At 62.1% G+C, this 24,609-nt stretch carries 25 protein-coding genes and 1 tRNA gene; 10 read left to right on the top strand and 16 right to left on the bottom strand.

Annotated elements, in window-relative coordinates:
* Nucleotides 1-47: 47 nt before the first annotated feature.
* Genes radA through KSW38_RS03415 form a run of 3 tightly spaced genes read right to left on the bottom strand, consistent with a single transcriptional unit; the run spans nucleotide 48 to nucleotide 3,350 of the window.
* Nucleotides 48-1,421, bottom strand: a complete 1,374-nt coding sequence (gene radA, locus KSW38_RS03425) for a DNA repair protein RadA (protein WP_216922702.1) — start codon at nucleotides 1,419-1,421, stop codon at nucleotides 48-50.
* A 10-nt stretch (nucleotides 1,422-1,431) separates the two neighbouring features.
* Nucleotides 1,432-2,175, bottom strand: a complete 744-nt coding sequence (locus KSW38_RS03420; RefSeq protein ID WP_216922692.1) for a phosphatase PAP2 family protein — start codon at nucleotides 2,173-2,175, stop codon at nucleotides 1,432-1,434.
* A gap of 47 nt (nucleotides 2,176-2,222) precedes the next feature.
* Nucleotides 2,223-3,350: an FUSC family protein gene (locus KSW38_RS03415; RefSeq protein ID WP_216922690.1), complete on the bottom strand. Its 1,128-nt coding sequence runs from the start codon at nucleotides 3,348-3,350 to the stop codon at nucleotides 2,223-2,225.
* A gap of 247 nt (nucleotides 3,351-3,597) precedes the next feature.
* Here KSW38_RS03415 and pstS point away from each other — a divergent pair, with 247 nt between their 5' ends.
* From pstS to pstB, 4 genes are all read left to right on the top strand, one after another.
* Nucleotides 3,598-4,719 carry a phosphate ABC transporter substrate-binding protein PstS gene (pstS, locus tag KSW38_RS03410; RefSeq protein WP_216922687.1) on the top strand — a complete coding sequence of 374 codons (1,122 nt, stop codon included), beginning with the start codon at nucleotides 3,598-3,600 and terminating at the stop codon, nucleotides 4,717-4,719.
* Between the two features lie 136 nt (nucleotides 4,720-4,855).
* Nucleotides 4,856-5,788: a phosphate ABC transporter permease subunit PstC gene (gene pstC, locus KSW38_RS03405; protein WP_216922686.1), complete on the top strand. Its 933-nt coding sequence runs from the start codon at nucleotides 4,856-4,858 to the stop codon at nucleotides 5,786-5,788.
* A complete protein-coding gene (pstA, locus tag KSW38_RS03400) occupies nucleotides 5,789-6,892 on the top strand; it encodes a phosphate ABC transporter permease PstA (RefSeq protein ID WP_216922685.1) in 1,104 nt (367 codons plus the stop codon).
* Nucleotides 6,893-6,974: 82 nt separating this feature from the next.
* Nucleotides 6,975-7,754 carry a phosphate ABC transporter ATP-binding protein PstB gene (pstB, locus tag KSW38_RS03395; protein ID WP_216922684.1) on the top strand — a complete coding sequence of 260 codons (780 nt, stop codon included), beginning with the start codon at nucleotides 6,975-6,977 and terminating at the stop codon, nucleotides 7,752-7,754.
* A gap of 148 nt (nucleotides 7,755-7,902) precedes the next feature.
* Here the strand turns inward: pstB and KSW38_RS03390 are convergent, their stop codons facing one another.
* From KSW38_RS03390 to KSW38_RS03380, 3 genes are all read right to left on the bottom strand, one after another.
* Complete coding sequence (locus KSW38_RS03390; protein WP_216922683.1) at nucleotides 7,903-8,928, bottom strand: inorganic phosphate transporter; 1,026 nt, start codon at nucleotides 8,926-8,928, stop codon at nucleotides 7,903-7,905.
* 1 nt (nucleotide 8,929) lies between these two features.
* Nucleotides 8,930-9,547, bottom strand: coding sequence for a DUF47 domain-containing protein (locus tag KSW38_RS03385; RefSeq protein WP_216922682.1), 618 nt, complete (start codon nucleotides 9,545-9,547; stop codon nucleotides 8,930-8,932).
* 333 nt (nucleotides 9,548-9,880) lie between these two features.
* Entirely contained in the window at nucleotides 9,881-10,540 is a 660-nt protein-coding gene (locus KSW38_RS03380; protein WP_216922681.1) for a hypothetical protein, read from the bottom strand.
* Nucleotides 10,541-10,779: 239 nt separating this feature from the next.
* On the opposite strand from KSW38_RS03380, the gene KSW38_RS03375 reads away from it, so the two are divergent.
* Nucleotides 10,780-10,852: transfer RNA gene (locus tag KSW38_RS03375), tRNA-Lys, on the top strand.
* Between the two features lie 194 nt (nucleotides 10,853-11,046).
* Entirely contained in the window at nucleotides 11,047-12,579 is a 1,533-nt protein-coding gene (gene arfA / locus KSW38_RS03370; protein ID WP_216922679.1) for an arabinosylfuranosidase ArfA, read from the top strand.
* On the opposite strand, the gene KSW38_RS03365 is transcribed toward arfA, so the two are convergent.
* The 8 genes from KSW38_RS03365 to KSW38_RS03330 form a co-directional block, all read right to left on the bottom strand.
* Nucleotides 12,576-12,965 (bottom strand): hypothetical protein, encoded by a 390-nt coding sequence (locus KSW38_RS03365; protein WP_216922677.1) that lies wholly within the window; start codon nucleotides 12,963-12,965, stop codon nucleotides 12,576-12,578. The genes arfA and KSW38_RS03365 overlap by 4 nt on opposite strands.
* 174 nt (nucleotides 12,966-13,139) lie before the next feature.
* Nucleotides 13,140-13,742, bottom strand: coding sequence for a response regulator transcription factor (locus KSW38_RS03360; RefSeq protein WP_216922675.1), 603 nt, complete (start codon nucleotides 13,740-13,742; stop codon nucleotides 13,140-13,142).
* Nucleotides 13,739-14,923 (bottom strand): sensor histidine kinase, encoded by a 1,185-nt coding sequence (locus tag KSW38_RS03355; protein WP_216922673.1) that lies wholly within the window; start codon nucleotides 14,921-14,923, stop codon nucleotides 13,739-13,741. The genes KSW38_RS03360 and KSW38_RS03355 overlap by 4 nt, the downstream gene beginning before the upstream one ends.
* A 4-nt stretch (nucleotides 14,924-14,927) precedes the next feature.
* A complete protein-coding gene (locus tag KSW38_RS03350) occupies nucleotides 14,928-15,872 on the bottom strand; it encodes an alpha/beta fold hydrolase (protein WP_216922664.1) in 945 nt (314 codons plus the stop codon).
* 207 nt (nucleotides 15,873-16,079) lie between these two features.
* Nucleotides 16,080-16,415, bottom strand: a complete 336-nt coding sequence (locus KSW38_RS03345) for a hypothetical protein (protein WP_254185976.1) — start codon at nucleotides 16,413-16,415, stop codon at nucleotides 16,080-16,082.
* 11 nt (nucleotides 16,416-16,426) lie between these two features.
* Nucleotides 16,427-17,149 (bottom strand): GAF and ANTAR domain-containing protein, encoded by a 723-nt coding sequence (locus KSW38_RS03340; RefSeq protein WP_216922663.1) that lies wholly within the window; start codon nucleotides 17,147-17,149, stop codon nucleotides 16,427-16,429.
* Nucleotides 17,150-17,277: 128 nt separating this feature from the next.
* Nucleotides 17,278-18,072 (bottom strand): GAF and ANTAR domain-containing protein, encoded by a 795-nt coding sequence (locus KSW38_RS03335; RefSeq protein WP_216922662.1) that lies wholly within the window; start codon nucleotides 18,070-18,072, stop codon nucleotides 17,278-17,280.
* Between the two features lie 25 nt (nucleotides 18,073-18,097).
* Complete coding sequence (locus KSW38_RS03330; RefSeq protein WP_216922661.1) at nucleotides 18,098-18,850, bottom strand: GAF and ANTAR domain-containing protein; 753 nt, start codon at nucleotides 18,848-18,850, stop codon at nucleotides 18,098-18,100.
* Nucleotides 18,851-19,083: 233 nt separating this feature from the next.
* Here KSW38_RS03330 and KSW38_RS03325 point away from each other — a divergent pair, with 233 nt between their 5' ends.
* The gene (locus KSW38_RS03325; protein ID WP_216922660.1) at nucleotides 19,084-20,088 is read left to right on the top strand and encodes a LacI family DNA-binding transcriptional regulator; all 1,005 of its coding nucleotides are present in this window, start codon (nucleotides 19,084-19,086) and stop codon (nucleotides 20,086-20,088) included.
* Nucleotides 20,089-20,106: 18 nt separating this feature from the next.
* Nucleotides 20,107-21,210, top strand: a complete 1,104-nt coding sequence (locus KSW38_RS03320; protein ID WP_216922659.1) for a D-TA family PLP-dependent enzyme — start codon at nucleotides 20,107-20,109, stop codon at nucleotides 21,208-21,210.
* Nucleotides 21,211-21,275: 65 nt separating this feature from the next.
* Here the strand turns inward: KSW38_RS03320 and KSW38_RS03315 are convergent, their stop codons facing one another.
* Together KSW38_RS03315 and KSW38_RS03310 are read right to left on the bottom strand one after the other, a co-directional pair.
* On the bottom strand, nucleotides 21,276-22,235 hold the full coding sequence (locus KSW38_RS03315; RefSeq protein WP_216922658.1) for a 2-hydroxyacid dehydrogenase: 960 nt from the start codon (nucleotides 22,233-22,235) through the stop codon (nucleotides 21,276-21,278).
* On the bottom strand, nucleotides 22,232-23,431 hold the full coding sequence (locus KSW38_RS03310; RefSeq protein ID WP_216922656.1) for a pyridoxal phosphate-dependent aminotransferase: 1,200 nt from the start codon (nucleotides 23,429-23,431) through the stop codon (nucleotides 22,232-22,234). The genes KSW38_RS03315 and KSW38_RS03310 overlap by 4 nt, the downstream gene beginning before the upstream one ends.
* A gap of 155 nt (nucleotides 23,432-23,586) precedes the next feature.
* On the opposite strand from KSW38_RS03310, the gene KSW38_RS03305 reads away from it, so the two are divergent.
* Together KSW38_RS03305 and KSW38_RS03300 are read left to right on the top strand one after the other, a co-directional pair.
* Complete coding sequence (locus tag KSW38_RS03305; RefSeq protein WP_216922655.1) at nucleotides 23,587-24,207, top strand: DedA family protein; 621 nt, start codon at nucleotides 23,587-23,589, stop codon at nucleotides 24,205-24,207.
* A gap of 94 nt (nucleotides 24,208-24,301) precedes the next feature.
* A complete protein-coding gene (locus tag KSW38_RS03300) occupies nucleotides 24,302-24,604 on the top strand; it encodes an urease subunit gamma (RefSeq protein ID WP_216922653.1) in 303 nt (100 codons plus the stop codon).
* The last annotated feature ends 5 nt before the right edge of the window (nucleotides 24,605-24,609 follow it).

Raw genomic sequence — 24,609 nt, 5'->3', positions numbered from 1 at the left:
CCATTGGTGTAAGCCCTTCCGCGCCGGGGAAACCGCAAGGGCCGGCGCTAAGTGATCAACAGCTCCAACGCCTCGGCCAGATGCCCTACTTCGCGCACGGAGAAACCTTCCGGGATGACGCCCGCGCCCGCAGGGCTGGCCGGGACAATGGCGTGCGTGAAGCCCAGTCGGTGTGCCTCTTGAATGCGCTGGTTGATTCCGGGAACAGGGCGGACTTCGCCTGCCAGCCCGACTTCACCAAAGGCAATGAGCCGTTGGGGGAGTGCTTTGCGGGATTTGGCTGACGCGACGGCCAGAGCCACGGCAAGGTCCGTGGCAGGTTCGCTGAGCTTTACTCCGCCAACAGTGGCCACATAGGAGTCGTCCTTGTGCAGCATGCACCCGGCGCGTTGCTGGAGTACGGCAAGCAGCATGGCCACGCGAGAGCTCTCCAGCCCGCTGGTAGCCCGCCTGGGTTGGGTATTTGCGCTCTCTGCCAGCAGCGATTGGACCTCTGCGAGCAACGGGCGGCGGCCCTCCATGGTCACCGTGATGCAGGTGCCTGAGACAGGTTCGCGGGTTCGCGACACAAAAAGACCACTGGGATCAGCGAGTCCCTCAATGCCGGCCTCGTTCAGGTCAAAGCAGCCGACGTCGTCCGTGGCGCCATATCGGTTCTTGACCGCCCGGAGCAGCCGCAGCCGGGAATGGCGCTCGCCTTCAAACTGGCACACGACATCCACCAAATGTTCCAGCAGCCGCGGCCCCGCGATGGTGCCGTCCTTGGTCACGTGGCCCACCAGGAGCGTGGTCATGTTCCGCCGCTTGGCCGCGGCGATGATGGATGCGGCAACCTCGCGGACCTGCGACACGCCACCGGCGCTGCCTTCCACATCCGCACTGCTCAGCGTCTGCACGGAGTCCACGATCAGCAGCTTCGGCTCAAGCTTCTCCACTTGGCCCAGCGCCTGTCCAAGATCGGTCTCGGCGGACAGGTACAGAGTATGCGCGACGGCGTCAATCCGCTCCGCGCGTAGCTTGACCTGGGCTGCGGACTCCTCACCCGTGATGTACAGGACGTCCTGGCCAGTCCGCGCGAACTTCGCTGCTACGTCCAGCAGCAGTGTGGATTTCCCGACGCCGGGTTCCCCAGCCAACAGGATGACGGCCCCGGGGACGAGCCCTCCTCCAAGGACGCGGTCCAACTCGTCCACACCTGTGGGCAGGAATGCCGCCGTTGTCCCATCTACCTCAGCGATACGGCGGGCCGGCTCCAAAACCGTGGCGGCCGGCGTCGTACGGGCTACCGTGGCGCCGTACTCCTCAACGGTTCCCCAGGCTTGGCACTCACCGCACCGGCCCACCCATTTGATGGCCGTCCAGCCGCATTCGGCGCATTTGTAAGCGGGTGTCTTGGATGCGCGGGAGGTCTTTGAAGCCATGGGTTCAAGGTTAGTCGCGGGGGCTGACAGTATTGGCGCCGGGTGTCCCATGCCGCGCCGCGTCAACGAAAATGGCTAGCCCTGTGACGCCAAGCGCCAAGCCCAGGGACGCAACCACATCCGTGAGCCAGTGGTAGCCCAGATACAAACGGCTGAAGGCGACCAAAAGCGCGAACAGCGCAGCACCCATATAGGCAAGTACCGCCGTCGTGCGGGTTCCCGATCGCGAGACGAGAAGGTAGGTGAGGACCAAAGCGAAGATCCCAGCCCCAAGGGTGTGACCGGAGGGGAAGGATAAGGCGTCGTCGGGGCCGAGCAGAAAATCCGACGACGGCGGGCGGGAGCGGCTGACTTCGAACTTGATGACGGTGCACAGCACCAAGGCAAGCACCATGCCACCCATGAGAACGGCCGGCCGCCACAACTCCCTCTTCCAGATGGCCCATGCGCCTGCCAGGACAGCGCCGATGGCCGTCATGGCGGTCGGCGACGTCACCGTTGAAACGGCCGCGAGGAGAGCGGTGGCAACTGCGCTGCGGGAATCAACCAGGGCGCTGTGCACTGTGCTGTCCAGGGTGGCTAGTCCGCTGTCCGAAAGAACGGCCGCGAACATCAGCCAGAAAATGACGTCGCCAGCGACGAACAGTGCGCCAGCCCAAAGAAACAATGGGCGCTGGCGAACGCGCAGCTCTGGGGCCGCTTGGGGAGTGACGGACAATGCAGGGAACATCCGCTCATTATCCGCAATGGGCATGGGACTTTGCTGGGAGGAAGCTGCCTGGAAGTTGGAGAGCCGCAACATTACAGAGCCGGCAGCACGTCCCGGGCCTCGTCGGATTCCAGACCGCTGGCCTCCAAAAGGTCCACCATGAGCGGCCGGAACAGCATCACCACGGTTTCGCCCTCAAGCTTCTGAACGTCGAGCATCTTGGGGTGCAGGCGCGAGGCGATGTCGGTCAGCTCGTTGCGGGCGTGACGCAAATGGACGCGTCGGGTTCCCTCGCTTTGCTCCGCCAGGCCAATGGTCAGTTCATCGATTGCGGCGGCAGTTTCCTGCAGTACCTCGGAGATGCTGTCAATTGCTTCGTCAGATAACGCGGCGTGGTTGATCGCACTGGTGAGCCTGCGGGCAAAAACGCGGCTGTTACGGAGTGCAAGATCGATGTATTCCAGCGAATGTTCCAGGCTGGCTAGCTCGTCGCGATGCCTGCGATGGGCCGGAGCCAGAGTGGCTACCTCGCCCGAGGCGCGCAGGGTCTGCCGCATCCGGTCCACCAGTGGCTGGCAGTTACGGCCGCGAATCAGCGCGTGCCAGGCAATGGTGGAGTCGCTTTCGACCATGGCCTTGCCGCACTCGCGCAGCACTTCGGCAAGCTCGTGCAGGATTTTCTGGACGTCCTTCCGCGGCTCCCGCCGCGGATCCTTCGGCACCAAAATAGTCACCAGCAGGGCGAACACACCCCCCACTACCGCATCCAGGCTCCGCGTGAAAGGCCCGCCAGCCGGCGCCGGCAGCAGCACCACCAGCAACGACTGGAGCCCCAGCTGGGTGGTGAAAATGGTCCCGCTGTCCAGGAACCTGGCCAGCAGGATAGAGAAAAGAAGCACGACGGCGGCCTGCAGGATTCCAGCGCCCAGCCAGTGGAGCAGGAGGTCACCCACCACAATGCCGAGGGTGCAGCCCAGTCCAACCTCAATAACCCGTCGCAAGCGCGGATCACGCGAGAAGCCGAGCGCGATCAACGAAGAAGTAGCCGCGAACAATGGCCCTTGGTGGCCCAGGATGTATTCCGCGAAAGCATAGGCGCCCACGGCACACACCGTCATTTGAATAGCCGGCGTCAGGGAATTCCGGCTACGGACCAAGCCAGTCCGGACTCTGGCACGCAGGAACCTCTTGCTTGCAGAAAATCCCTTCGCGGCAGCCATGTCCTCAAGTCTATTTGCCGAAGCCGGGCAACGATGACGCGTCGGACGCCGGGGGGAGCCCTGCTCAAGGTGGCGCGCGCCACATAACCCAATGGTCCGCCGTCGTTCACTTTGCGTTCACCTTCAACGTCAGATCCCGTTACCTGCGCTGCTTACCTTCAGTAAAGGCACAAAAGGTCCATAGCTCACGCGCGCCGAAATCTCCGTTCGGCCAGCATCAGAGAATCCCTGGAAGGGGTACATCCAAGTGAAGGCAACTCGCTTCGGCCGCAACGCGGCAATCGCGGTCATCGCAGCTGGCGCTCTCGCGCTCACCGCTTGCGGTTCAGACAACGCAACGGGCACCGCCGCTGGCACGCAGCCAGCAGCATCCGGCATGAAGGTCACCGGCACCCTCACCGGTATCGGTGCGTCCTCCACTGGCGCAGCCATGGACGCCTGGAAGGCTGGCTTCGCCAGTGCAAACCAGGGCGCAACCGTGCAGTACTCCCCGGACGGTTCCGGCGCAGGCCGCAAGGCCATCATTGATGGCTCGGCACAGTTCGCAGGCTCGGATGCCTACCTTAAGGACGAAGAGCTCGAGAGCTCCAAGGCCAAGTGTGGCCCTGAAGGCGCCATCAACATCCCGGTATACATCTCCCCGATCGCCGTCGCCTTCAACGTCCCCGGTGTCACGGACCTGAAGCTCGACGCCGCTACAGTCGCCAAAATCTTCCGCGGCGAAATCGCCAATTGGAATGACCCCGCAATCGCAGCCCTGAACGCCGGCGTTACCCTGCCGGACCTCAAGGTCACCCCCGTGAACCGTTCTGACGACTCCGGAACCACCACCAACTTCACCGACTACCTCGCAGCCGCTGCTCCCGAGGTATGGACAGACAAAGCTGCAGGCGTCTGGCCGGCAACCCTGAAGGGCGAAAACGCCAAGGGCACCTCCGGCGTCGTCAAGACCGTTACCGACACCCCCGGTGCCGTGACCTACGCCGATGACTCCGCTGTCTCCGGCAAGCTGGGCACCGCGTCCATCAAGGTCGGCGAGGATTTCGTCAAGATCTCCGCTGATGCTGCTTCCAAGGCCGTCGAAGCCGGCAAGCCTGTCGATGGCCGCGCCGCCAACGACGTCGCCATCAAGCTGGACCGCAAGACCACTGTCTCGGGCGCCTACCCGGTAGTGCTCGTTTCGTACCACGTAGTCTGCACCACGTACGAGACCAAGGCAGTTGCTGACCTGGTCAAGGCATTCGAAAGCTACGTAGTGTCCGACGAAGGACAGAAGACCGCCGCTGACGCCGCAAAGTCCGCGCCGCTGTCCAAGACCCTGCAGGACAAGGCAAAGGCTGCCATCGAAACCATCAAGGCCAAGGCCTAAAGGTTTCCCGGCGGGTTTGCCTGAACCCGGCTAAACATTGAAGTTCCCTGCTCCGCGCGGAGTGGCTTGAGCCGCCCGCGAAGGGCAGGGAACTTAGCCATGTAAGACCAGTTCACTGAGACTGAAGGATCGTGAAGTGACCACCAACTCCCTGACAACCTCCCAAGGCGCAGGACGCGCCGGGGACAAGGTTTTCTCCGGGGCCGCCATGGCCGCGGGGTGCCTGATTCTGGCGGTTCTCTTCGGAGTCGCACTCTTCCTTGTAGTGCAGGCAATCCCTGCGCTCGCAGCACCGCCCGCGGATATCCAAGGCGGCCACGGCTTCTTCGCCTACATCGCCCCGATCGTGGTGGGCACGCTCATCGCCGCCGTGATTGCGCTCGTCATCGCAACCCCCGTGGCAATCGGAGTGGCCCTGTTCATCTCCCACTACGCCCCGCGCCGACTGGCTTCGGGGCTTGGGTACGTTGTGGACCTGCTGGCCGCCATCCCGTCCGTTGTCTACGGTGCCTGGGGTGCGGCGTTCCTCGCCAAGGAAATCTCCCCGGCCTACGACTGGCTCGCCAACAACCTGGGCTGGATCCCTATCTTCCAGGGCCCGGCGTCCGCCACCGGCAAGACCATCCTGACCGCCGGCATCGTCCTGTCCGTCATGGTCCTGCCCATCATCACCTCCCTGTCCCGCGAAATCTTCCTGCAGACCCCCAAGCTGCACGAGGAAGCAGCGCTCGCATTGGGAGCCACCCGCTGGGAAATGATCCGCATGGCCGTCCTTCCGTTTGGTCGTCCGGGCATCGTCAGCGCCATCATGCTTGGCTTGGGCCGTGCTCTTGGCGAGACCATGGCGGTTGCGCTGGTGTTGTCCTCAGGAGTCTTGACGGCGAGCCTGATCCAATCCGGAAACCAGACCATCGCCGCCGAGATCGCCCTGAACTTCCCGGAAGCCAGCGGTCTGAAGGTCAACACGTTGATTGCCGCAGGCCTGGTGCTGTTCGTGATCACCCTCGGCGTGAACATGATTGCCCGCTGGATCATCACCAAGCACAAAGAATTCTCGGGAGCCAACTAAATGACCGCCACCGTAGTCCGAAAGCGCTCGGCGCTCACCAAGGGCCAGCTGCCCAAATTCGCGCCCTACATTGTCCTGGCCGTCGCCGTGATCGTCGGTGCGGCGATCCTCGCGCTCATCGGCTTCAACGCCTTCGGCTGGGGCGTCGTCTCCGCTGCCCTGTTCACGATCGGCCTGGTCGGCTGGAGCGGTGCTGTTGAAGGTGCGCGCAAGGCCAAGGACAAACTGGCCACCTGCCTCATTGTGGGGTCCTTCCTCATTGCACTCCTCCCGCTGGTCTCGGTCATCTGGACTGTGCTGGTGAACGGCATCCCCGGACTCGTGACTCCCGGCTTCCTTGGTACGTCCATGAACGGCGTCACCGGCGCGTTCGACAACAAAGCCGTGGAAGAAGGCGGCAAGGTCCTCGGCGGCATCTACCACGCGTTGCTGGGCACCCTGCAGATCACGCTCCTTGCCACCGTCATCTCCGTTCCAGTTGGACTGCTCACCGCGATCTACCTGGTGGAATACGGCAACGACCGCCCCCTGGCCCGTGCCATCACGTTCTTCGTGGATGTCATGACCGGCATCCCGTCCATCGTGGCCGGTCTCTTCGCGGCAGCGTTTTTCTTCGCGGTTGTTGGCCCCGGCACCAAGACCGGTGCGGTAGCCGCCGTCGCGCTTTCAGTCCTCATGATCCCGGTAGTTGTCCGCTCCAGCGAGGAAATGCTGAAGATCGTCCCGAACGAGCTCCGCGAAGCGTCCTACGCGTTGGGGGTGCGTAAGTGGCGAACCATCACCAAAGTGGTCATCCCGACGGCGATCTCCGGCATCGCGTCCGGCGTCACTTTGGCAATCGCCCGGGTTATCGGCGAGACCGCTCCCATCCTTGTCACCGCAGGCTTCGCGACCACCATCAACAACAACGTCTTTGGCGGTTGGATGGCCTCGCTGCCGACCTTCATTTACACCCAGATCCTGAACCCGACGTCGCCGTCCAACCCTGGCCCCTCGGACCAGCGGGCATGGGGCGCGGCCTTGGTGCTGATCATCCTGGTGATGCTCCTGAACCTCGGAGCCCGCCTCATCGCCCGTCTGTTCGCTCCCAAGACGGGCCGCTAGCCGGGTCGGCCACCAGTTTTTTCGGGCCGCCCGGTTACCCGCCATTCAAACTTCCAGAAACCCCCAAGGAATAAGGAACACCATGTCCAAGCGCATCGACGTCAAAGACTTGAATGTCTACTACGGCAGCTTCCTGGCTGTTGAAGACGTCAACATCAACATTGAAGCCAAGTCCGTCACGGCCTTCATCGGCCCGTCCGGCTGTGGCAAGTCCACCTTCCTCCGCACGCTGAACCGCATGCACGAGGTCCTTCCCGGTGCCCGCGTCGAGGGCGAGGTCCTGCTCGACGGCGATAACCTGTACGACGCCGGCGTTGACCCCGTTACCGTTCGCACGCAGGTTGGCATGGTCTTCCAGCGCCCCAACCCGTTCCCCACCATGTCCATCCGGGACAATGTTCTGGCTGGCGTGAAACTGAACAACAAGAAGATCTCCAAGGGCGAAGCCGATGCCCTCGTGGAGAAGTCCTTGGTTGGCGCCAACCTCTGGAACGAGGTCAAGGACCGCCTGGACAAGCCAGGTTCCGGCCTTTCGGGCGGCCAGCAGCAGCGCCTCTGCATCGCACGCGCGATCGCTGTTGAACCCCAGGTGATCCTCATGGACGAGCCCTGCTCCGCCCTTGACCCGATCTCCACCCTGGCCGTTGAGGACCTCATCAACGAGCTCAAGGACCAGTACACCGTGGTGATCGTTACCCACAACATGCAGCAGGCTGCCCGCGTGTCCGACAAGACCGCGTTCTTCAACATCGCCGGCACAGGCAAGCCCGGCAAGCTCATCGAGTTCGCGGACACCACCACCATCTTCAACAACCCTTCCCAGAAGGCCACGGAAGACTACGTCTCCGGCCGCTTCGGATAAGGGGTTTGCAGGTTCCGGCTTTCTTGGGAGAGCCGGCAAAGAACGACGGCGGCCGTCGCCTTGGGGGTACGGCCGCCGTCACTTTTTTGCACCCAACTAAGTCGCATTTGTGCGCGTTTTGAGCCCTCAAAACGCGCACAAATGCGACTCAGTTGGGTCGGAGGTCCGCCAGGGGTGAGAACGCAAGCTCCAGGACGAATGCCGCGGCGGCCGTGACTAGCGGTGTGGCCACCCAGAACAGGAGAATCCTGCGCACAAGACGCCTGTTGGTGGTGGCGAAGCGCTGGTTGGTGCCTGCTCCCAGCACGGACGCCGTCAGGGTGTGCGTGGTGGACAGTGGCAATTGCAAACCGATGGCCCCGACGAAGAGCATCACGGACGTCAGCGTTTGAGCCACAAAGCCTCGAAGAGGGTCCACGCGGATCAACTTGTGACCCAGGGTGTGCGAGATCCTCCAGCCACCAAACATGGTGCCAGCTGTCAGCATGATCGCAGTCAGAAGGAGGATCCACAGGGGGAGTTCACCTCCGCTGGACAGCCCGGCCGCTACGAGGGCCAGCAGGAGAACGGCGGCGGTACGCTGACCGTCCTGAAGCCCATGGCCGAACGCAACAGCCGCAGCAGACACAGCCTGCGCGCGGCGGAAACGCCTGTTGATGACATTCGGCTGCGTGTAGCGTGCCGCCCAAGTCACCGGCCATACGAGCAGGTATGCGGCAACGAAAGCGATCAAAGGGGACAGGACCAAAGGCAGGGCCACCTGGGTAAGGAGGACGTTGTCCACACCGTTGATCGAGTTCCCGCCCACCAGCGCGCTCGCAGCGCCTGCGCCGATCAGGCCGCCCACAAGTGAGTTGGTGGAAGACAAAGGGATGCCCCGCCACCACGCGTACACGCCCCAGATGATGGAGGCGGCGAGGGCAGAGGTCAGCATCGAGAGCCCGCCAATGCCATTGGGAAGTGTGATCCAGGACTGCGTGAACGCGAGCACGAAGCTGCCGCTGAGCATGGCGCCGATGAAGTTGAAAACAGCTGCCAGGAGAACCGCTACGGATGGCGTTAGGGCTCGTGTCCTCGTGGATAGTGCCACGGCATTGGAGACGTCACGGAAGCCGTTGAGAAACGCGAACCCTGAAGCCAAACCCACCACGAGGACCAGGAATGCAACGATCACGTCATGATTCCTTGACGATGATGCTGCCTACCTGTGTGGCGATCTTCCGCATATCCTTGGTCACTTCCACCAACTGGTTGGCGATGTCCCGGTGCCGCGCATACTGGGTGGACTTCATATCCTTCAGCATTTCGGCCACCCACGTGCGGTGGGTTCGCTCTGCACGTTTCGCCAGCTTGAGAATCTCAATCCAGTAGTCCTCAAGTTCATCGAGGTCCTCAAGCTTTCGCATGGCGTCCACCGTCAGCTCGGCCTGGCGGCTGATGATCTCCAGTTGATCGGCCGCGCGCTTCGGAAGGCGCTCAAGCTTGTAGAGGGCAACCAACTCGCCCGCGGCGTCGAGCTTCTCCATTGCCTCGTTGAGGTGGCGGGACAGAGCGTACATGTCCTCGCGGGGGAGCGGGTTCACAAAGCTGGTGCGCATGTGCGTCAGGAGTGCAAAGTGCAGGTCCAGGGACTTCGACTCATGCTCGTGAAGTTCCTCAGTCAGGCGTTCGTGCTCACTGGCCTGGGCGCCGAGGATCTCTGAGAGTGTTCCGGTGGCGGCCACAATGACGCTGGCCATCTGCGCGAGCAGTACCAGCCCGGCAGGTTCCTGGGGGAAAAGGCGCAGCTTCATATCGCTTCCGGGCCGGGGACGGATGGGCTGCGGGCTGCTTGACTTGACGCTTCCCGCTTCGGCCCCAACTTTACCGGTACGACGACGGCCACCGGTAAGTCGGCGGGTGTGGTCGCAGGCTCATATTCAAAGTGGCTAGCCCTGAACTGCTTCCGGGCATAAAAATGGTGCCGAACCGGATACGCCTCTCGGCGGTAGGCCGCTCGAAGCGGCTATAAGTTGAAGCCCGGGGGTTTCGCGGTTCGGCACCAGTTTCAGTGTTCTACGTCAGTGGGGCTAAGTCAACATTGACAGGCGGGGCCAGACGTGGGTAAATTTCGAGGTTTTTCGCCCCTAATCCAGCTCTCCCAATCGCCATGCGTTGGCGGCGTGTTCGAGGTCCTCGGCCGTCTTTACCAGCTGGTGTGAGTTGCGCGTGAGCTTGCTTGCATGACTTTCATTGCTGTGCTCCGCCCCGTCCGCCAGGGTCGCCTGGCCGAGCGCAACAACCCGACAAAATGCAGCGGAACGTTCCAGCGCGACGTCGAAATCGCCGTCGAAGGCGCCAGACAAAATGGCGTCAGCCATGGTCTTCATTTCGTCGGCTCCCGGTGGCTCCGCTGCCCCTGCAACCACGTTGGATACCTGGGCGGTGTCGCGGCCTGCCCGGAAGTACACGGAAATGCGCTCGGGGTTCTGGATGGTGGCGGCGCGGAGGGCGTAGAGCCTCCACAAAGCGCCGGGCAGGGAACGGGCGGGGCTTTCGGCCCACATCTCGGCGATGGCTTCCAGGCCCTGCTCGTCGGCAAGCTTCACCAGGCGACGGGTGACTTTGGGGTCGTCGCTGTCACGGCCACGTTTTACGAGCGCCTGGGCGGCCAGGTGGGCAGCCTCGGAGACGCGGGCGGGATCTGCTCCACCAGCGAACGGTTCGAAATCGATGGGCGCGAAGGGCTTGGGCTTGTGGTGCCTGTTCGCTCCGCCGTAAGCACGTGATCCTGGCTGTTCGCTCATGAGTTCACCGTACTCCTGTGCCCCTGATGGGGTCGAGTAACGGTTTTTTGGCTACTTTCTTGCTACCCGCGCGCCTTCCCGACCTACTTTGCCGCCGGAGGAGGGCCGACACGCCGCTGCCGCCGCGCGCCGTCGTCGGCTGTTTGCTCAAAATGGGTCACGACGCCGCGTTGCCGCCTCCGTTCCTCTACTTGCTTGACGTTGAGGTACAGTATTCATGGCTGTTTCAACAGCTGGAGGGGCCTTTAGCTCAGTTGGTAGAGCATCGGACTTTTAATCCGTGGGTCGTGGGTTCGATCCCCACAGGGCCCACCCTTTCTGCAGGCCGGAGACGTTGAGTCTCCGGCCTGTTTTTGTTTCCGCCGTGCGGCGAACCCCACAAGCATCAACCGAACAATCCAGGTTTCCCGGAAAAACTTCTTGACTCGCACACCCAGCCCCCACCAACATGGTTTCTATAACGTTGTAAATTGACTCAATCCACAGCAAGCAGACAAGGACGCCCCTTGGGAACCCAGAACCCGGAAACCCCGACCGCCAAAATCACCATCGATCCCGCATTCACCGTGGGTCCCGTCAGGCGGAAGACCTTCGGTGCCTTCGTCGAGCACCTGGGCAGATGCGTCTACACAGGCATCTTCGAACCCGAACACCCAAAGGCGGACGAAGACGGTTTCCGTACCGATGTCCTGGAACTTACGAAGGAGTTGGGTGTCTCCACGGTCCGGTATCCCGGAGGTAACTTCGTCTCCGGCTACCGCTGGGAAGACGGAGTGGGGCCAAAGAAGGACCGCCCAACGAGGCTTGACCTTGCCTGGCACTCAAGCGACCCAAACCTGGTGGGTGTGGACGAGTTTGCCAAGTGGTCCCGGAAAGCCGGTGTTGAACCCATGATGGCGGTCAACCTGGGCACCCGCGGGACGCAGGAAGCACTGGACATCCTGGAGTACTGCAATATCAAAGGCGGCACGGCCCTATCCGAACAGCGCAAGGAGAATGGCGCCGTCGAGCCCCACAACATCACTATGTGGTGCCTCGGGAACGAGATGGATGGCTTCTGGCAGATCGGCCACAAGGAGGCCGGCGAGTATGCTCGCCTCGCCGCCGAAACTGCCCGGGCCATGCGCATGGTCAACCCGGACCTGGAGCTGGTGGCATGCGGAAGTTCCGGCCCGACTATGCCCACCTTCGGAGAATGGGAGCGCGTTGTCCTCACCGAGACGTATGAGCTAGTGGACCTGATCTCCGCGCACCAGTACTTCGAGGACTTCGGTGACCTGCAGGAGCACCTGTCTGCCGGGCACCGGATGGAGGCCTTCATCAAGGACCTCGTCGCCCACATCGATCACGTGAAGTCCGCAACCAAATCGGAAAAGCAGATCAACATCTCCTTCGATGAATGGAATGTGTGGCACGGTTCCCGCGACGAGTCCAAAGTGCCCACGGGTGATGATTGGCCTGTTGCGCCGGTTCTGCTGGAGGATCGCTATACGGTGGCGGACGCCGTTGTGGTGGGGGACCTGCTCATCGCATTGCTTCGCAACACGGATCGCGTCCACTCCGCCAGCCTCGCGCAGCTGGTCAACGTCATTGCACCGATCATGACCGAGCCGGGCGGGCGCTCCTGGAAGCAGACCACGTTCCACCCGTTCGCACTCACCTCCCAGCATGCCTCGGGCACGGTGCTGAATCTTGCTGTCGAGTCACCGGAGCTGGACAGCGAAAAGACGGCAAGCTTCAACGCGCTGTCTGCCGTGGCTACCTACGACGCCGAAGCCAAGGAGGTTGTTGTTTTCGCCGTGAACCGTTCGGCGACGGACGCACTCACGCTCGACGCCGCCGTCGGGGGTTTGGGGACCACCAGCCTCATTGAGGCCGTCACCTACACGAACAAGGACCCGTACTGGCAGGCAACTGCGGATGATTCGACGTCCGTCCTGCCCTCAGAGAACGTCAGTGTAACGCTCGACGGCGGCCGACTCACCGCGGCGCTTCCGGCCGTGAGCTGGAGCATGATCCGGTTGTCGGTGGATTCCTAGGCGATCGCTTGCGATCCGTCCTGGAAGATCGGATACAGCGAAATGGGTGTGACCTTCGCTTCTGACGGAGCGTCCTGGAAGGGCTCCGGCGCCTGAAGTGCGGGCGTCGGAGCTGGTTGCCCGGCCGCGACGATTTCCAGGGATTCCATATCCAGCAGTCGTCGGCTCCCGGTTTCTGCATCCTGGAGCCAGAACAAATCGGTACCTGCGACTGTCTTGAGCACCGTGCCCCGGTGGTAAAGGCGGCCGTTGTGCCACGCCTCTATGTATTCGCCGGGGCTGAGAGCGTGTGGCTCCTCCTGGCTGCCCGGCAACGTCCCAAAGGCCTGCGCCAAGCTGGCCTGCGTCTTCAGCGCCTGGAAAAGATCCCTGTTTGCCGTGCTCATGTTTGCTCCCCTCAGCCGGCTGCTGCCCATCTTTGGCCGAATGGCCTTGTGGCTCCAGCCTTCCGCATACATGTTGCAGGGGCGTTGCAGGCGGATGAGCGCTGTGTGACAGCTATTGCGGTGAGCGCCATCAGCCAATAGTTCGGCTGCGTGATCGCGTCCTAAGTTCTCTTTTTAGACCCAGCCTTGTTCCCGCGCAATTGCCGCCGCTGTATGCCTGGAGTCGGCGTGCAGCTTCGCCATTGCTGATGAGATGTGGTTGCGGACGGTGCCGTGGGCCAGGCCGAGCTCCCTTGCGATGTGTTTGGTGGGCAGGCCTTCCTGGGTCAGTCTCAGCACGTCCGTTTCCCTCGAGGTCAAGGGGCTCTCCTCCTCGGTCAGGGCAGCGGCCGCGAGGCGCGCATCGACGTAGCGCTCACCTTTGGCGACTATCCGGATAATGTTGGCGAGCTCGGACGCCGGTGTCGACTTCGGAACGAAGCCCCGGGCCTGGGCGCTTAGGGCGCGTTTGAGTGTTCCGGGTCGGGCGTGCCGGGTGACTATCACCACCTGTGATGTGGTCAAAGGTTGCAGTTCACGTGCGGCGTCGATCCCGTCGATCCCGGGCATCTCGAGGTCCAACAACACGAGATCGGGCAGATGGGCTACTGCCGCGGCAACAGCTGCTTCTCCGTCGGGAACATCGGCGACAACCTCGATGTCGGGCTCCAACGACAGCAGCGTAACAAGGGCGCCCCGTATCAGTTCCTCATCGTCGGCGATCACGAGACGAATCATGTTTTTCCTCCCGCAGGTACCCGTACGATCAGGGTGAATTTGTTATCCGAGCGAGTGCTCTCGACCGTCCCCTGCCTGACCGCGACGCGTTCGGCGAGGCCGGCCAGCCCGGTGCCGCCCCGATGCGCTGGACGTGGTGCGTCGTTAGTGACGGCCAGCCGATACTCAGCGGTCCCGTCCCAAACAATTTCTATCCTGGCTTCTGACGCTCTGCTGTGCCGAAGTATATTCGTCGCCGCCTCCCTGATCGCCACCGCGAAGAGGGCGCCGACGTCCTCAGGCATGCCCTTGGTGTCGATGTGCGCGTCACACCTGATACCCGCCGAGCGCAGGACAGCTGCGGCGTTCCGCACCTCCACCGCGACAGTGACAGTGCGGTAATCGTTCACCACGGCACGGGTGTCTTCCAAGGCGGTCTGCGCGATCGCCCGAACGTCTTCCATCTCTACCGCTGCGGCCTCAGGGCTGTCACCCAGGAGCCGGCCGGCAAGCTCGCTTTTGAGTGCGATGACCTGCAGGTGGTGGCCTTGGATGTCATGCAGATCGGTCGCGAACCTGAGGCGCTCCCTTGCTACGGCCAGCTCCGAAGACACCTGTCGCGCATGATCCAGCCGCAAAACAAGTTGCAGTACCCAGACTGCGCTTAACGGCATGACGGGAAACAAGGCGAGCTGGCCGAAGACGATGGCATCCGGAACCGCTCCGGCAGCCCCCGGGACTGTATCCACGCTGCCTGATGACGTCACGGCACCAACCACACCGATCACGGCGTACGTGCCAAGAATCGCCGCGGCTCTCCACCATCCAGGAGCCAGACACGTAAGCATCCCGCCAGCCACCGCCAAGGTAAACGCCCAGCTCCAACCCGCGAACGGCGAAACAGCAGCAATGACCCACACCGACGCTGTCAGCAGGAGCAGCGCCACCATCAAAGGATGCCCGGGACCAAAGTCGCCTGGGGACTTCGTCAACAAGGGCATCACGGCCAGGGCGAGCAGAACCGATACGCCCGTCAAAACGGTGAGAATGAGCATCCGACCGTCGAGGTTACCGTTGAGCCCCAGTGCCAGCTGCAGGAACCCACCAATGAGTATCATCAGGGCCAGTGTCGCCGTCGTCGTCAGGCGCATGACGGTGAGGTCGGCAGTCCCCAGGCGCAGTGTCCGCTCGGTGTCGATCATCCGCTCAGCGTAACGGCAGTGCCGTTAGAAACGCCTTGGTGTCTCGAGCGATTTCGGGTGAGAAAGTGCGATGCAAATAGTGTCCGCCGTCGAGGGTGATCATCCGGCCCTCGCGTACGCTCTCCGCCTGCTTCTCGTGAATCTCAACCCAGCCCTGCACGTCGATATCCCGTGTCCGAACGAAAAGAAGCACCGGCAGATCCGTCGGGAACGTCTCGCCGCTGACCGAAGCAAAGTTTGCAGAGGCGTTGTCCATCTCGTTCACCATAGTCGGGGCCGCAGCATTCTTTGTACTCAGCAGCTTCAGCTGGTCTCTGGTGTTCTCGTCGTAAGGACCCGCTGTGTACGGGTCTTCGGTTACTGAGGTGAGCAACCGTGTGACCCCAAGATCTTTCAAAGCCACCATCCCCGCCGTCGCTATCGGGTCATCCCAGCCCGGCTGATCCGGCACACTGCTGTCGAGACCGACAAACGCGATAAGTTCACTGGAGTAGGCGGCGCTGTAGGTGAGGGCGTAGATGCCCGCCATGGAATGCCCCATCAGCACGTAGCGATCGATCCCCAGGTATTGAAGCGCCTCATGCAGCTCCCTGGTGACATTCGCGGCGGAACGTTCAGTGTCGGTCTGGTCGCTAAGACCGGTGCCGAAGGGCTCGACGGCGACCACACGGTAGCTGGTGGACAGTTCGTTGATCAGGGGTTGGAAATCCAGTCCGGGAGCCGCGGTGCCCAGGCCAGGCAGCAAAACGATTGTCTCTTTGCCCTCGCCGCCGACAACCACGTTCATTTTCTTCCCGTCGACAGGAACAAGCTGGCCGTACGAGGCGATCTTCGACGCTTCCGAACTTGTCGCGACCGCATTAACAGTGGCCGTCGTCGCCAGAAAGATCACCGGGGCCGCCACCAGAATCCCCAGAATGATGGCGGAGATTCGGAAAAACTTACGCATGGACACTCGTCTCATATCGGAGGAGCTCAGAGCCGGCTCCCGTGGTGTCCAACCAGCCAATCAACCCAACAACAAGCGCGGAAGTGCCGCCTTGTCACGGCCGGCAATGACAACTGTCATAGTAAGTAGTCCCCTTCCTTGGAAATAGGCCAGCCGTTGGGAGCGCTCCCCGCGCCTTAGCCAAGGCCTGACACGACCAATTGCCGGCTAGGCGGGATCTGCTTCGTCGCTTGGAAGATCAGGCTCGGAATCAGCAGGACCGGCGTCGGAACCGTTGGAATCCGAGGAGGGAACCTCGTCAGCGTATGGAGCGTGGGGACCGGCTTGGTTGTTCAGGAGCTCGTTTGCCGCCATTGCCAGGAGGTCCCTTTCCAATTCCGGGACGGACAGCATTCCCTGCAGGTACGCCTCCACTTCGTACTCACCCACGGACCCGCCGATGCTGAAGTACTGCAGCCACAGTGTGCCCGTGCTGATCCGTGCCGCGGTGAGGGCTTCCAGTAGCCTTCGGCGTTGCTCGGGTTCTTTACGTTCGAAGCCCATATCCTGCGGCCTTAGTTGTGGTCTGCCGGGATCCCGGCTACAAGCTCGGCGCTGACTTCCTGCAGGGTTATGCTTTGGTCGCGGGCGTTCCCTATCAGTTGCTGCAGGGCCCGTTCATGGTTGATCTTGTGGCGTTCCATCAATATTCCGCAGGCCCGGTTGACCAGGTCGCGGCTGTACAGCGCGGCCTGCAGGCCCTCACTGATGCGCTTGGGGGTCTCGCTGCTTTGAATGTGGGAAAGAAGAGTGGCGGCCGGGGAAGCGAAGAGCTCCATTAGCGTGACTGTGCCTCCGTCAAAGACCGAAGGTTCCAGCGCGTAGACCTTAATAGCCCCGATGCTGTGCCCGTTCGCGATCAAGGGTGCGCTGACCGCCGATTTGATGGGAAGGGAGCTGACGGCTGTGCGCCATTCAGGCCACCGTGGGTCCGTGCTTAGGTCCTCGATAAGCACGGGTTCTTCCGAAGCCCAAGCCGTAAGGCAAGGCCCTTGGCCCAACTCGTATTGCAGGAAGTCTGCCTGTTCCACGATGCTGTCAGTGAAGCCGGTGCTGGTCCTCCGTGCCTGCGAATCGAGGATGGAGACTCCTGCGCCAAGGGTTCCGGGTACGGATTCCTTGATGGCCTGCGACAGGCTTTGAACGGCTTGGTCAACCTTTTCCTCGGTCAACAGGAGGCCCAGGATCCGGCCGATGGCGCCCGAGAGTTCGTCCAGAGGAAGCTGCTTCTTGGTCATGACCTTCTTCCCGGCCGTTCAGGTCGGCTGGCCGACTGAAACATTCTTTGAAATCGCTGGACTCCCGTGTTCCAAGTCCAGCCTAATGGGTTTTTGACCAGAAAAACCGCATGTAGACAGGTTCCTTGCTATTCTTCGAAAGCTGCGGAGATCCTTCGGTCGCCGGCAATATGGGCGATGATCCCCTGTGCCACTACCCGGAGTTTGATGTTGCGGTGGCTGGACGCGCTGACGAGGATTTGGAAGGCCGCGTCCCGGCTGCAGCGGTTCTGCGCCATGATGATTCCGACGGCGGTGTCGATGGTCGTGCGGGATTCGAGAGCGGTTGTGAGGTTCTCGCGTGCGTCCCGCAGCTGGGCGATCTTCAAGGCCAGGTGGAGAGCTTTTGCGCCTGTGGCCGTGACGCGCTCTGCCGACAAGAGGTCCTCGTGGGTGAAGCCATGGGGGCGAGTGGAGTAGAGATTCACCACAGCCTCCGCCGTGCTGTTCAATTCCATCGGGAGGGCCAGCACGGAGCCCACGTTGGAGGCCGCTGCGGCCCGCATGTACTCAGGCCAGCGATCTTCCTCGTAAACGTTCGGGACGTGGCTGATCGTTCGTGTACGAAGGGCAGAAAGGCAAGGGCCATCGCCGAAGCTGTTCTGGATTTCGTCCAACTTCCGGGCCAGTGGATCGCTATCGGCCACGGCCACGGGTTTCTTCTGCCGGATGACTGTTACTCCGCAGGCAATTGTATTTCCGTTTCTAGTGAGCTTCTGCGCAGTCAACTCAGCCAGGTCCTGGAGGAATTCACGGATATCGGCATTCTCCACCAAGAGATCCTGCAGATGCTCAACGAAGTCCGTCAGATCCAGTTTGTCCTCATAGGGACCAAGAAAACTGGGAGGGCTGGCGATGTGGCGCGACGCCTGTGTTTCAGTCATTATCTTTCCTTACTATTCCTGAGCCCTACTGCCCCGCCGGTTCTATCCGGCCCCTCTGATGTGAGTTCCCCTTATCTTCGCTACCTGCCCGCTGGAGGATGTCTTCTGCTATTTCATGCAGCCGCTTATCGCTGTTGCGGGAGGCCAACTGGATGAGCCTGAGCGCGGAGTCCCTGCTGCAACGGTTCAGGATCATGATGAGGGAGATAGCCGCATCGACTATCGCCCGCGACTCAAAAGCTGAGCGCAAATGAACAGGATATGGGTCCGGGGTGTGCAGGCGAAGGGCCAGCCGCAGGATCCTGGATAAGGATTCCGCGTGCTTTCCTATGGATGCCACCGTCTCAGGGTCGAACGTGCCTGCTTCGGTTGAGTAGCAATTCAATGCGGCGCGTGAGTCATCGTCGGTGGTGATCGGTACCGCCAACATGGTCTTGATACCTTCCTGTGAGACAGCGTCAGCGTAATGGTGCCAGCGGACGTCGGCCTGAAGATCATCAACCAAAACGGTCTGTTGCTGCCGGAGCGCGGTAAGGCACGGCCCGTCGTCGAACTCGTACTGTTTCTCGTCCAGGCGCTGGGCCGCCTCTGTGCTGCTCGCGACAGTGGCCGGGCCCCCGTTCCGCTCGACTGTGATGGCGCAGAGCATGGGGACATCCCCGCCCAACAAGGATGCCGAAATGGTGGTCAAGCCCAAGAGGAATTCCGTGAAGCCCGGGCTCTCCAGCAGCAGGTCCTGCAATTGCTCCGCTGTGGGTACTACATCGCTCTGGGCCATTTCGGCCTCATTCCAGGCAACGCCAGAGCGGTTGACTCCAGCTGGCGGCAGTGCGCTCGAGTTCGCGCACAGCCCGGATATTCAACTCCGGACCTTTTCGCCACACCCGAAATCTCCTACTACCGACACTACGCCTGAGCACTGCAACACAACAGAGCCACGTGATCTGCAACGATGTATCCCAGCAGCCCGGTGCTCGGATCCGGGGGCAAAGGTATTGAAGGGGCAGATTAATGGCCGTCACCATGAACGACGTCGCGCGGGCCGCCGGGGTCTCGTTGAAGACGGTTTCCAACGTCATCAACGATTACGAGTTCATCCGGCCTGCTACCAAGCAACGCGTCCTGGATGCGATCGAAGAACTCGGATACGAAACCAACCTGACGGCCCGCAGCCTTCGTTCCGGCAAGACCAGCATGCTCGGGCTGGTGCTTGCCGACCTCTCGGTTCCGTACTATGCCGAGCTCGCCTCGGACATCATGAAGGCGGCGTGGGCGCGCGGTTACCGGGTCCTCGTCGAGCAGTCCGGCAACGAGGCCGACCACGAAAAATCTGCACTGCAAGGCCAGTTCCGCAGCCTCACCGACGGACTCCTCTTCATCCCGCTGTCGCTGGACGCCGGTCAAATCATCCAGGCCGCCGGCAAGAAACCCTTGGTCCTGCTGGGCGAATTCGTGCAGGACCCGCGGCTGGACATGGTCCTCATTCAAAATCTCGAGGCAGCAGCGGCTGTCACCGCACACCTGCTGGCGGGAGGTCGCCGTCGTATAGCCGTTTTGGGCGCGCGCGACGGCGACACAACCGGCAGCAACGGCCTACGCCTTAGCGGCTACAAAGCTGCGCTCGCTGCCGCTGCTGTGGAGTATGACCCGACCCTCGTGATCGACTGCGAGTGGCGGCGCGACGGCGGGGCGGACGCGATCGCCAGGCTGCTGGACAGCGGGGTTGGATTCGACGCCGTGTTCGGTTTGAACGACGTCGTTGCCTTGGGGGCGTTGCACGAGCTCCTTGTCCGCGGCAAGCGGGTTCCGGACGAAATAGCGGTTGCGGGGTTCGACGACATCGACGAAGCGCGCTTCGCATCGCCGTCGTTGACCACAGTGGAGCCTGGCCGCGCGGAAATTGCGGAGCGCGCAGTCGAACTCCTCATCAACAGGATCGAAGGCAAAGGTTCTGCTGACAAAGTGGAGCAGCCGGAAGCGGAGTTCTCGCTGCGCGTCAGGCAGTCCGCGCCGTAGGACGTTACTGTTCTAAGAATGAACCACGCAGTCCCCGACGGAATTCTCACGCCAGCCATCATGATCGACGTCGATGTCCTCGACCGCAATATCCAACGCATGGCATCGAGCATGCTGAGCAGGGGACTGAGGCTCCGTCCCCATGTGAAGACACACAAGACGCTGGAGATCGCAGCCAAGCAGCTTGCGGCCGGAGCGGTTGGGCTCACGGTGGCGACGATCGGGGAGGCCGAGGTCTTTGCGGCCGGGGGCGCCACGGATATTTTCATCGCCTACCCGCTGTGGGTTGAAGCGCACCACGCTGAGCGGCTGCGGAAGCTCGCCAGCACTTGTGCCATCACTGTGGGCACCGATTCAGCGGAAAGCGCGACGGCGATGGGCCGCCAGTTGGGTGCCGATGCCAGGAGTATTGATGTCCTGATCGAAGTGGACAGCGGGCATCACCGCAGCGGGGTGTTGCCCGGAGAGGTGGTGGACGTTGCCCGCGCGGCCGCAGCAAGCGGCCTGAACATTGCGGGCGTCTTCACATTCCCCGGACACAGTTACAAACCGGGAATGCCAAGGGATGCAGCGGGTAACGAGAACGACGCCCTCGGCCGTGCTTCCGCCGCACTGGAACGCGCCGGCTTTGAGGTCCGCACCATCAGCGGCGGCTCCACCCCGACCGCATTGCTCGACGCCGAAACCCTGGCCACGGAATTGCGCCCGGGCGTCTATGTTTTCGGTGATGCCCAACAGCTTGAACTGGAACGGTGCACGTGGGATGACATCGCGCTGACCGTCGCTGCGACTGTTGTCAGCCGCCACGAGTCCGACGGCGGGAATATCCGGCGGGTGGTTGTGGACGCGGGCAGCAAGATCCTGGGCAGCGACCGTCCGGACTGGGCCACCGGATATGGGCGCCTGCCCGAATACCGGGAGGCCCGGATTACAGCGCTTTCTGAACATCATGCCACCGTTGTTTGGCCGGACTCTGAGGAGCTGCCGGCACTGGGCACGCGGCTCAGGCTGATCCCGAACCACGTTTGCCTGGCCATGAACCTCGTGGACGAGGTCACTGTGGTTCGTGAGGGCGCAGTGGTGGACACGTGGAGGGTCGCCGCGCGCGGGCGGAACAATTAGTTCATCGGGCTTAAGACTGTGGCGGCGGGTTGATTTACCCCGCCGCCACAGCAACTGCAGTTCCCTTAGCTGATGGGAGTAGGCGGTTGTTCACCTTTGAGTACAGCGAGTGTGTTGTCCGCCGCGAGTACTGCCATGGCAGTGCGTGTTTCCACCGTGGCGGAGCCGAGGTGAGGTACGAGCGTCACGTTTTCCAACTCCAGCAACCACGGATGCACCTTGGGCTCCTGTTCGAAGACATCCAGGCCTGCGCCCGCGATCTGTCCTTCGCGAAGCGCAAGGGCCAGTGCTGCTTCGTCGACGATTGGACCCCGCGCGGTGTTGACCAAGTATGCGGAGTCCTTCATCAGCGAAAGTTGCTCGGCCCCAATCAGGTGATGCGTGGCCGGCCCGTACGGACAGTGCAGCGACACGACGTCGGAAATGGTCAGCAATTCATCCAGTTCCACCCGCCGTGCACCGAGTTCCGCGGCGATGGCGGGGTCGATCTCACTGCGGGACTGGTAGACGATTTCCATCCCGAAGGCCTTTGCCCGGCGTGCGGTGGCTTGTCCAATGCCACCCATGCCGACGATGCCCAGCGTCTTGCCCTGCAGGCTGCTGCCAAGCAGGAAGAACATTCCCCACTTCCAGGCCTGGCCGGAACGGATGAGCCGTTCCCCCTCGCCGAGCCGCCGCGTGGCCATGAGGATGAGGCCGAGGGCGATGTCGGCCGTGGCGTCAATGAGCACGCCAGGCGTGTTCGTGGCAACTACGCCCCGTTCGGTGCAGGCGGGGACATCGATGTTGTCATAGCCAACAGCTACGTTCGCAACCACTTTGAGCTGCGGGCCGGCGGCGTCCAGCAGTTCAGGGTCAATGCGCTCAGTCAGCAGGCTCACGATGGCATCGGCTCCTGCCACCCGCCGCAGAAGTTCCTGGCGGCTGATGGAGTCCGAGCCCTCCCAAGCATCCACCTCGTGTTCGGCGCGGAGCTTCTGGAGCGCGGGTTCGGGTACACGTCCGGTGACGACTATGCGGCTCATGCCGTCTCGATCCATTCACGCAGGCGGCCCAGGCCATCGCGGATGTCTGGCACTTCGATGCCCGAGTACGCGAGCCGGATGTACTGCCGCTCCTCGCCCGGCAGGCGCCGGCCGAAGTGTTCACGCGTGCAGAACGAAACCCCGGTCTTGTACAGCGCGTCGCTGGCGAAGTCGCCCACTGCCGAGTACCCCAAACGAGCCATGGCTTCGGTGACGTCGGGGAACAGGTAGAACGTGGACTGCGGAACTGCCACGCTCATTCCCGGGATGGCATTGACGATCCCGCATGCGGTATCCCGGCGTTCCTTCAGGATGTCCAGCATCTGCTGCACTGGTTCCTGAGGGCCACGAAGGGCTTCGATGCCGGCCCACTGCACGTAGTGGGTGGTGCATGATTCATCGTTGGTGTTGAGCGTGCTGAGCACCTTCGCGATTTCAAGCGGGGCAACGGCGCAGCCGAGCCGGGAGCCCGTCATGGCGAACTTCTTGCTGAACGTGTAGAGAATGACGGTGCGCTCGGCCATACCCGGAAGGGAGGCAATCGAGCTCGAGACTCCTTCATAGCGTGTCTCGAAGTAGGCCTCATCGGAAAGCACCCAGAGATCGTGCTCCTGCGCGATCTGTGCGATGGCCTCGCGTTCGGAGGCCGTCGATTCGGCAGAGATGGGGTTCTGCAGGTCGTTGTAGATGATCGCGGCCGTGTTCGGGGTGATTGATGCCCGCACCTGGTCGAGGTCGATCGCGAAACCGTCACTTGTGGGCACGTAACGGTAGGGCACAGCGGTGCCGCCGAGGTATTCGATCTGGGATTCGTAGATCGGGAACCCGGGGTTGGGGTAGAGCACCTCCTGGCCGGGGTTCATGACGGCCTGCAGGAACTTGGTGATAACGGGCTTACCGCCGGTCATCACCACCACGTTGTCGGGGGAGAATTCCATCCCGCGCCGTGCGCCGAGCTCTTCGGCGAGGGCTTCCCGAAGCTGGGGGATACCGGGACCGGGGCAGTAGCCCGTGTAGCCATCGGTGATTGCCTTGTTCATGGCCTCAACGATGTGAGGGGCCGTTGGGATATTGATGTCGCCAAGGTGGAAGGGGTACACCAGGTTCCCTTTGGCCTTCCAAGCGGCAGCGGCCTGCGCCACGCTGAACGCAGTTTCGGTGCCCAGGCGTTCGAGCCGGTGTGCGAGTTTCTGCATGAGCTGTTTAACTCCTCATCGAGCTGATCACGGTGTAACGTGAAGTACTCAACTAGTATATTAGTGATGTATTAGGCTTGTCTATGGATAAGCCGCACTAAAACACAGCCCGAAGCGACTCCCATCAGACCCGCTGATCTGCCACACTCAGCCCTATGCAGTCGTTGTTCGACGGACTCCTTCACGCCAGCCCACTGGTGGTGATCTGCATAGTCTTCGCGTTGGTCTTCGCCGAGGATGCCTTGTTTATCGGCTTCGTAATCCCAGGCGAAACCGCCGCGGTGGTAGGGGGAGTCTTCGCCAGCCGGGGCGATCTTCCCTTATGGGGAATGATCCCGGTGGTCATCTCCGCAGCCATCCTCGGTGACACAGTCGGCTACGAGATCGGCAAGCACCTCGGTCCACGGATCATGGCCCTGAAACTCTTGGACAAGAGAAGGGCGCAGCTCCAAAAGGCCGAAGATTTCCTTGCCCGCCGCGGCGGCCTCGCCGTGTTCCTTGGCCGCTTCACAGCCTTTTTCCGCGCGGTGATGCCCGCGCTCGCCGGGCTGAGCCGAATGCCATACCGCCGCTTCGCAATCTGGAACTTCACCGGCGGCATCATCTGGGGCGCCTTGTTCGTGACCCTGGGATTCGTTGCGGGCAACTCGTACGAGGAATTGGCCCATGCCGTGGGGCGGGGTGCCGCAGTGGTGGTGGGCGTCGTCGTGGTTGTCATCCTGGGCGTGTGGCAGTTCCGAAAACATCGAGCGGCAGCCAAACCCACAGCTGACTGAGACCCTCTGGAAACGTAGCCGAAACTTCCAGTCCTTACGCTGATCACAAACTGTCCCTACGTGTGCACCCCGGTTGCAGCTTGGAGGAGAATCAATGCATCTTTTGCCCCGTGAGCAGGAAAAACTCATGATCGTGGTGGCTGCTGACCTGGCCAGGCGAAGGCAGGCGCGCGGATTGAAGCTGAATTATCCCGAAGCCATCGCGATCATCAGCTACGAGCTCATCGAGGGCGCGCGGGACGGCAAATCCGTTGCGGAACTCATGAGCTACGGAACCACGCTGCTGCGTCGCGAAGACGTCATGGAAGGCGTGCCGGAGATGATCCACGACGTCCAAATCGAGGCCACATTCCCCGACGGCACCAAGCTCGTCACTGTCCACAACCCCATTCGATAGGAGCC

Origin of the sequence: Paenarthrobacter aromaticivorans (assembly GCF_019038615.1) — a bacterium.
Taxonomy (GTDB): domain Bacteria; phylum Actinomycetota; class Actinomycetes; order Actinomycetales; family Micrococcaceae; genus Arthrobacter; species Arthrobacter aromaticivorans.
This window is presented reverse-complemented; position numbering and strand designations above follow the sequence as displayed.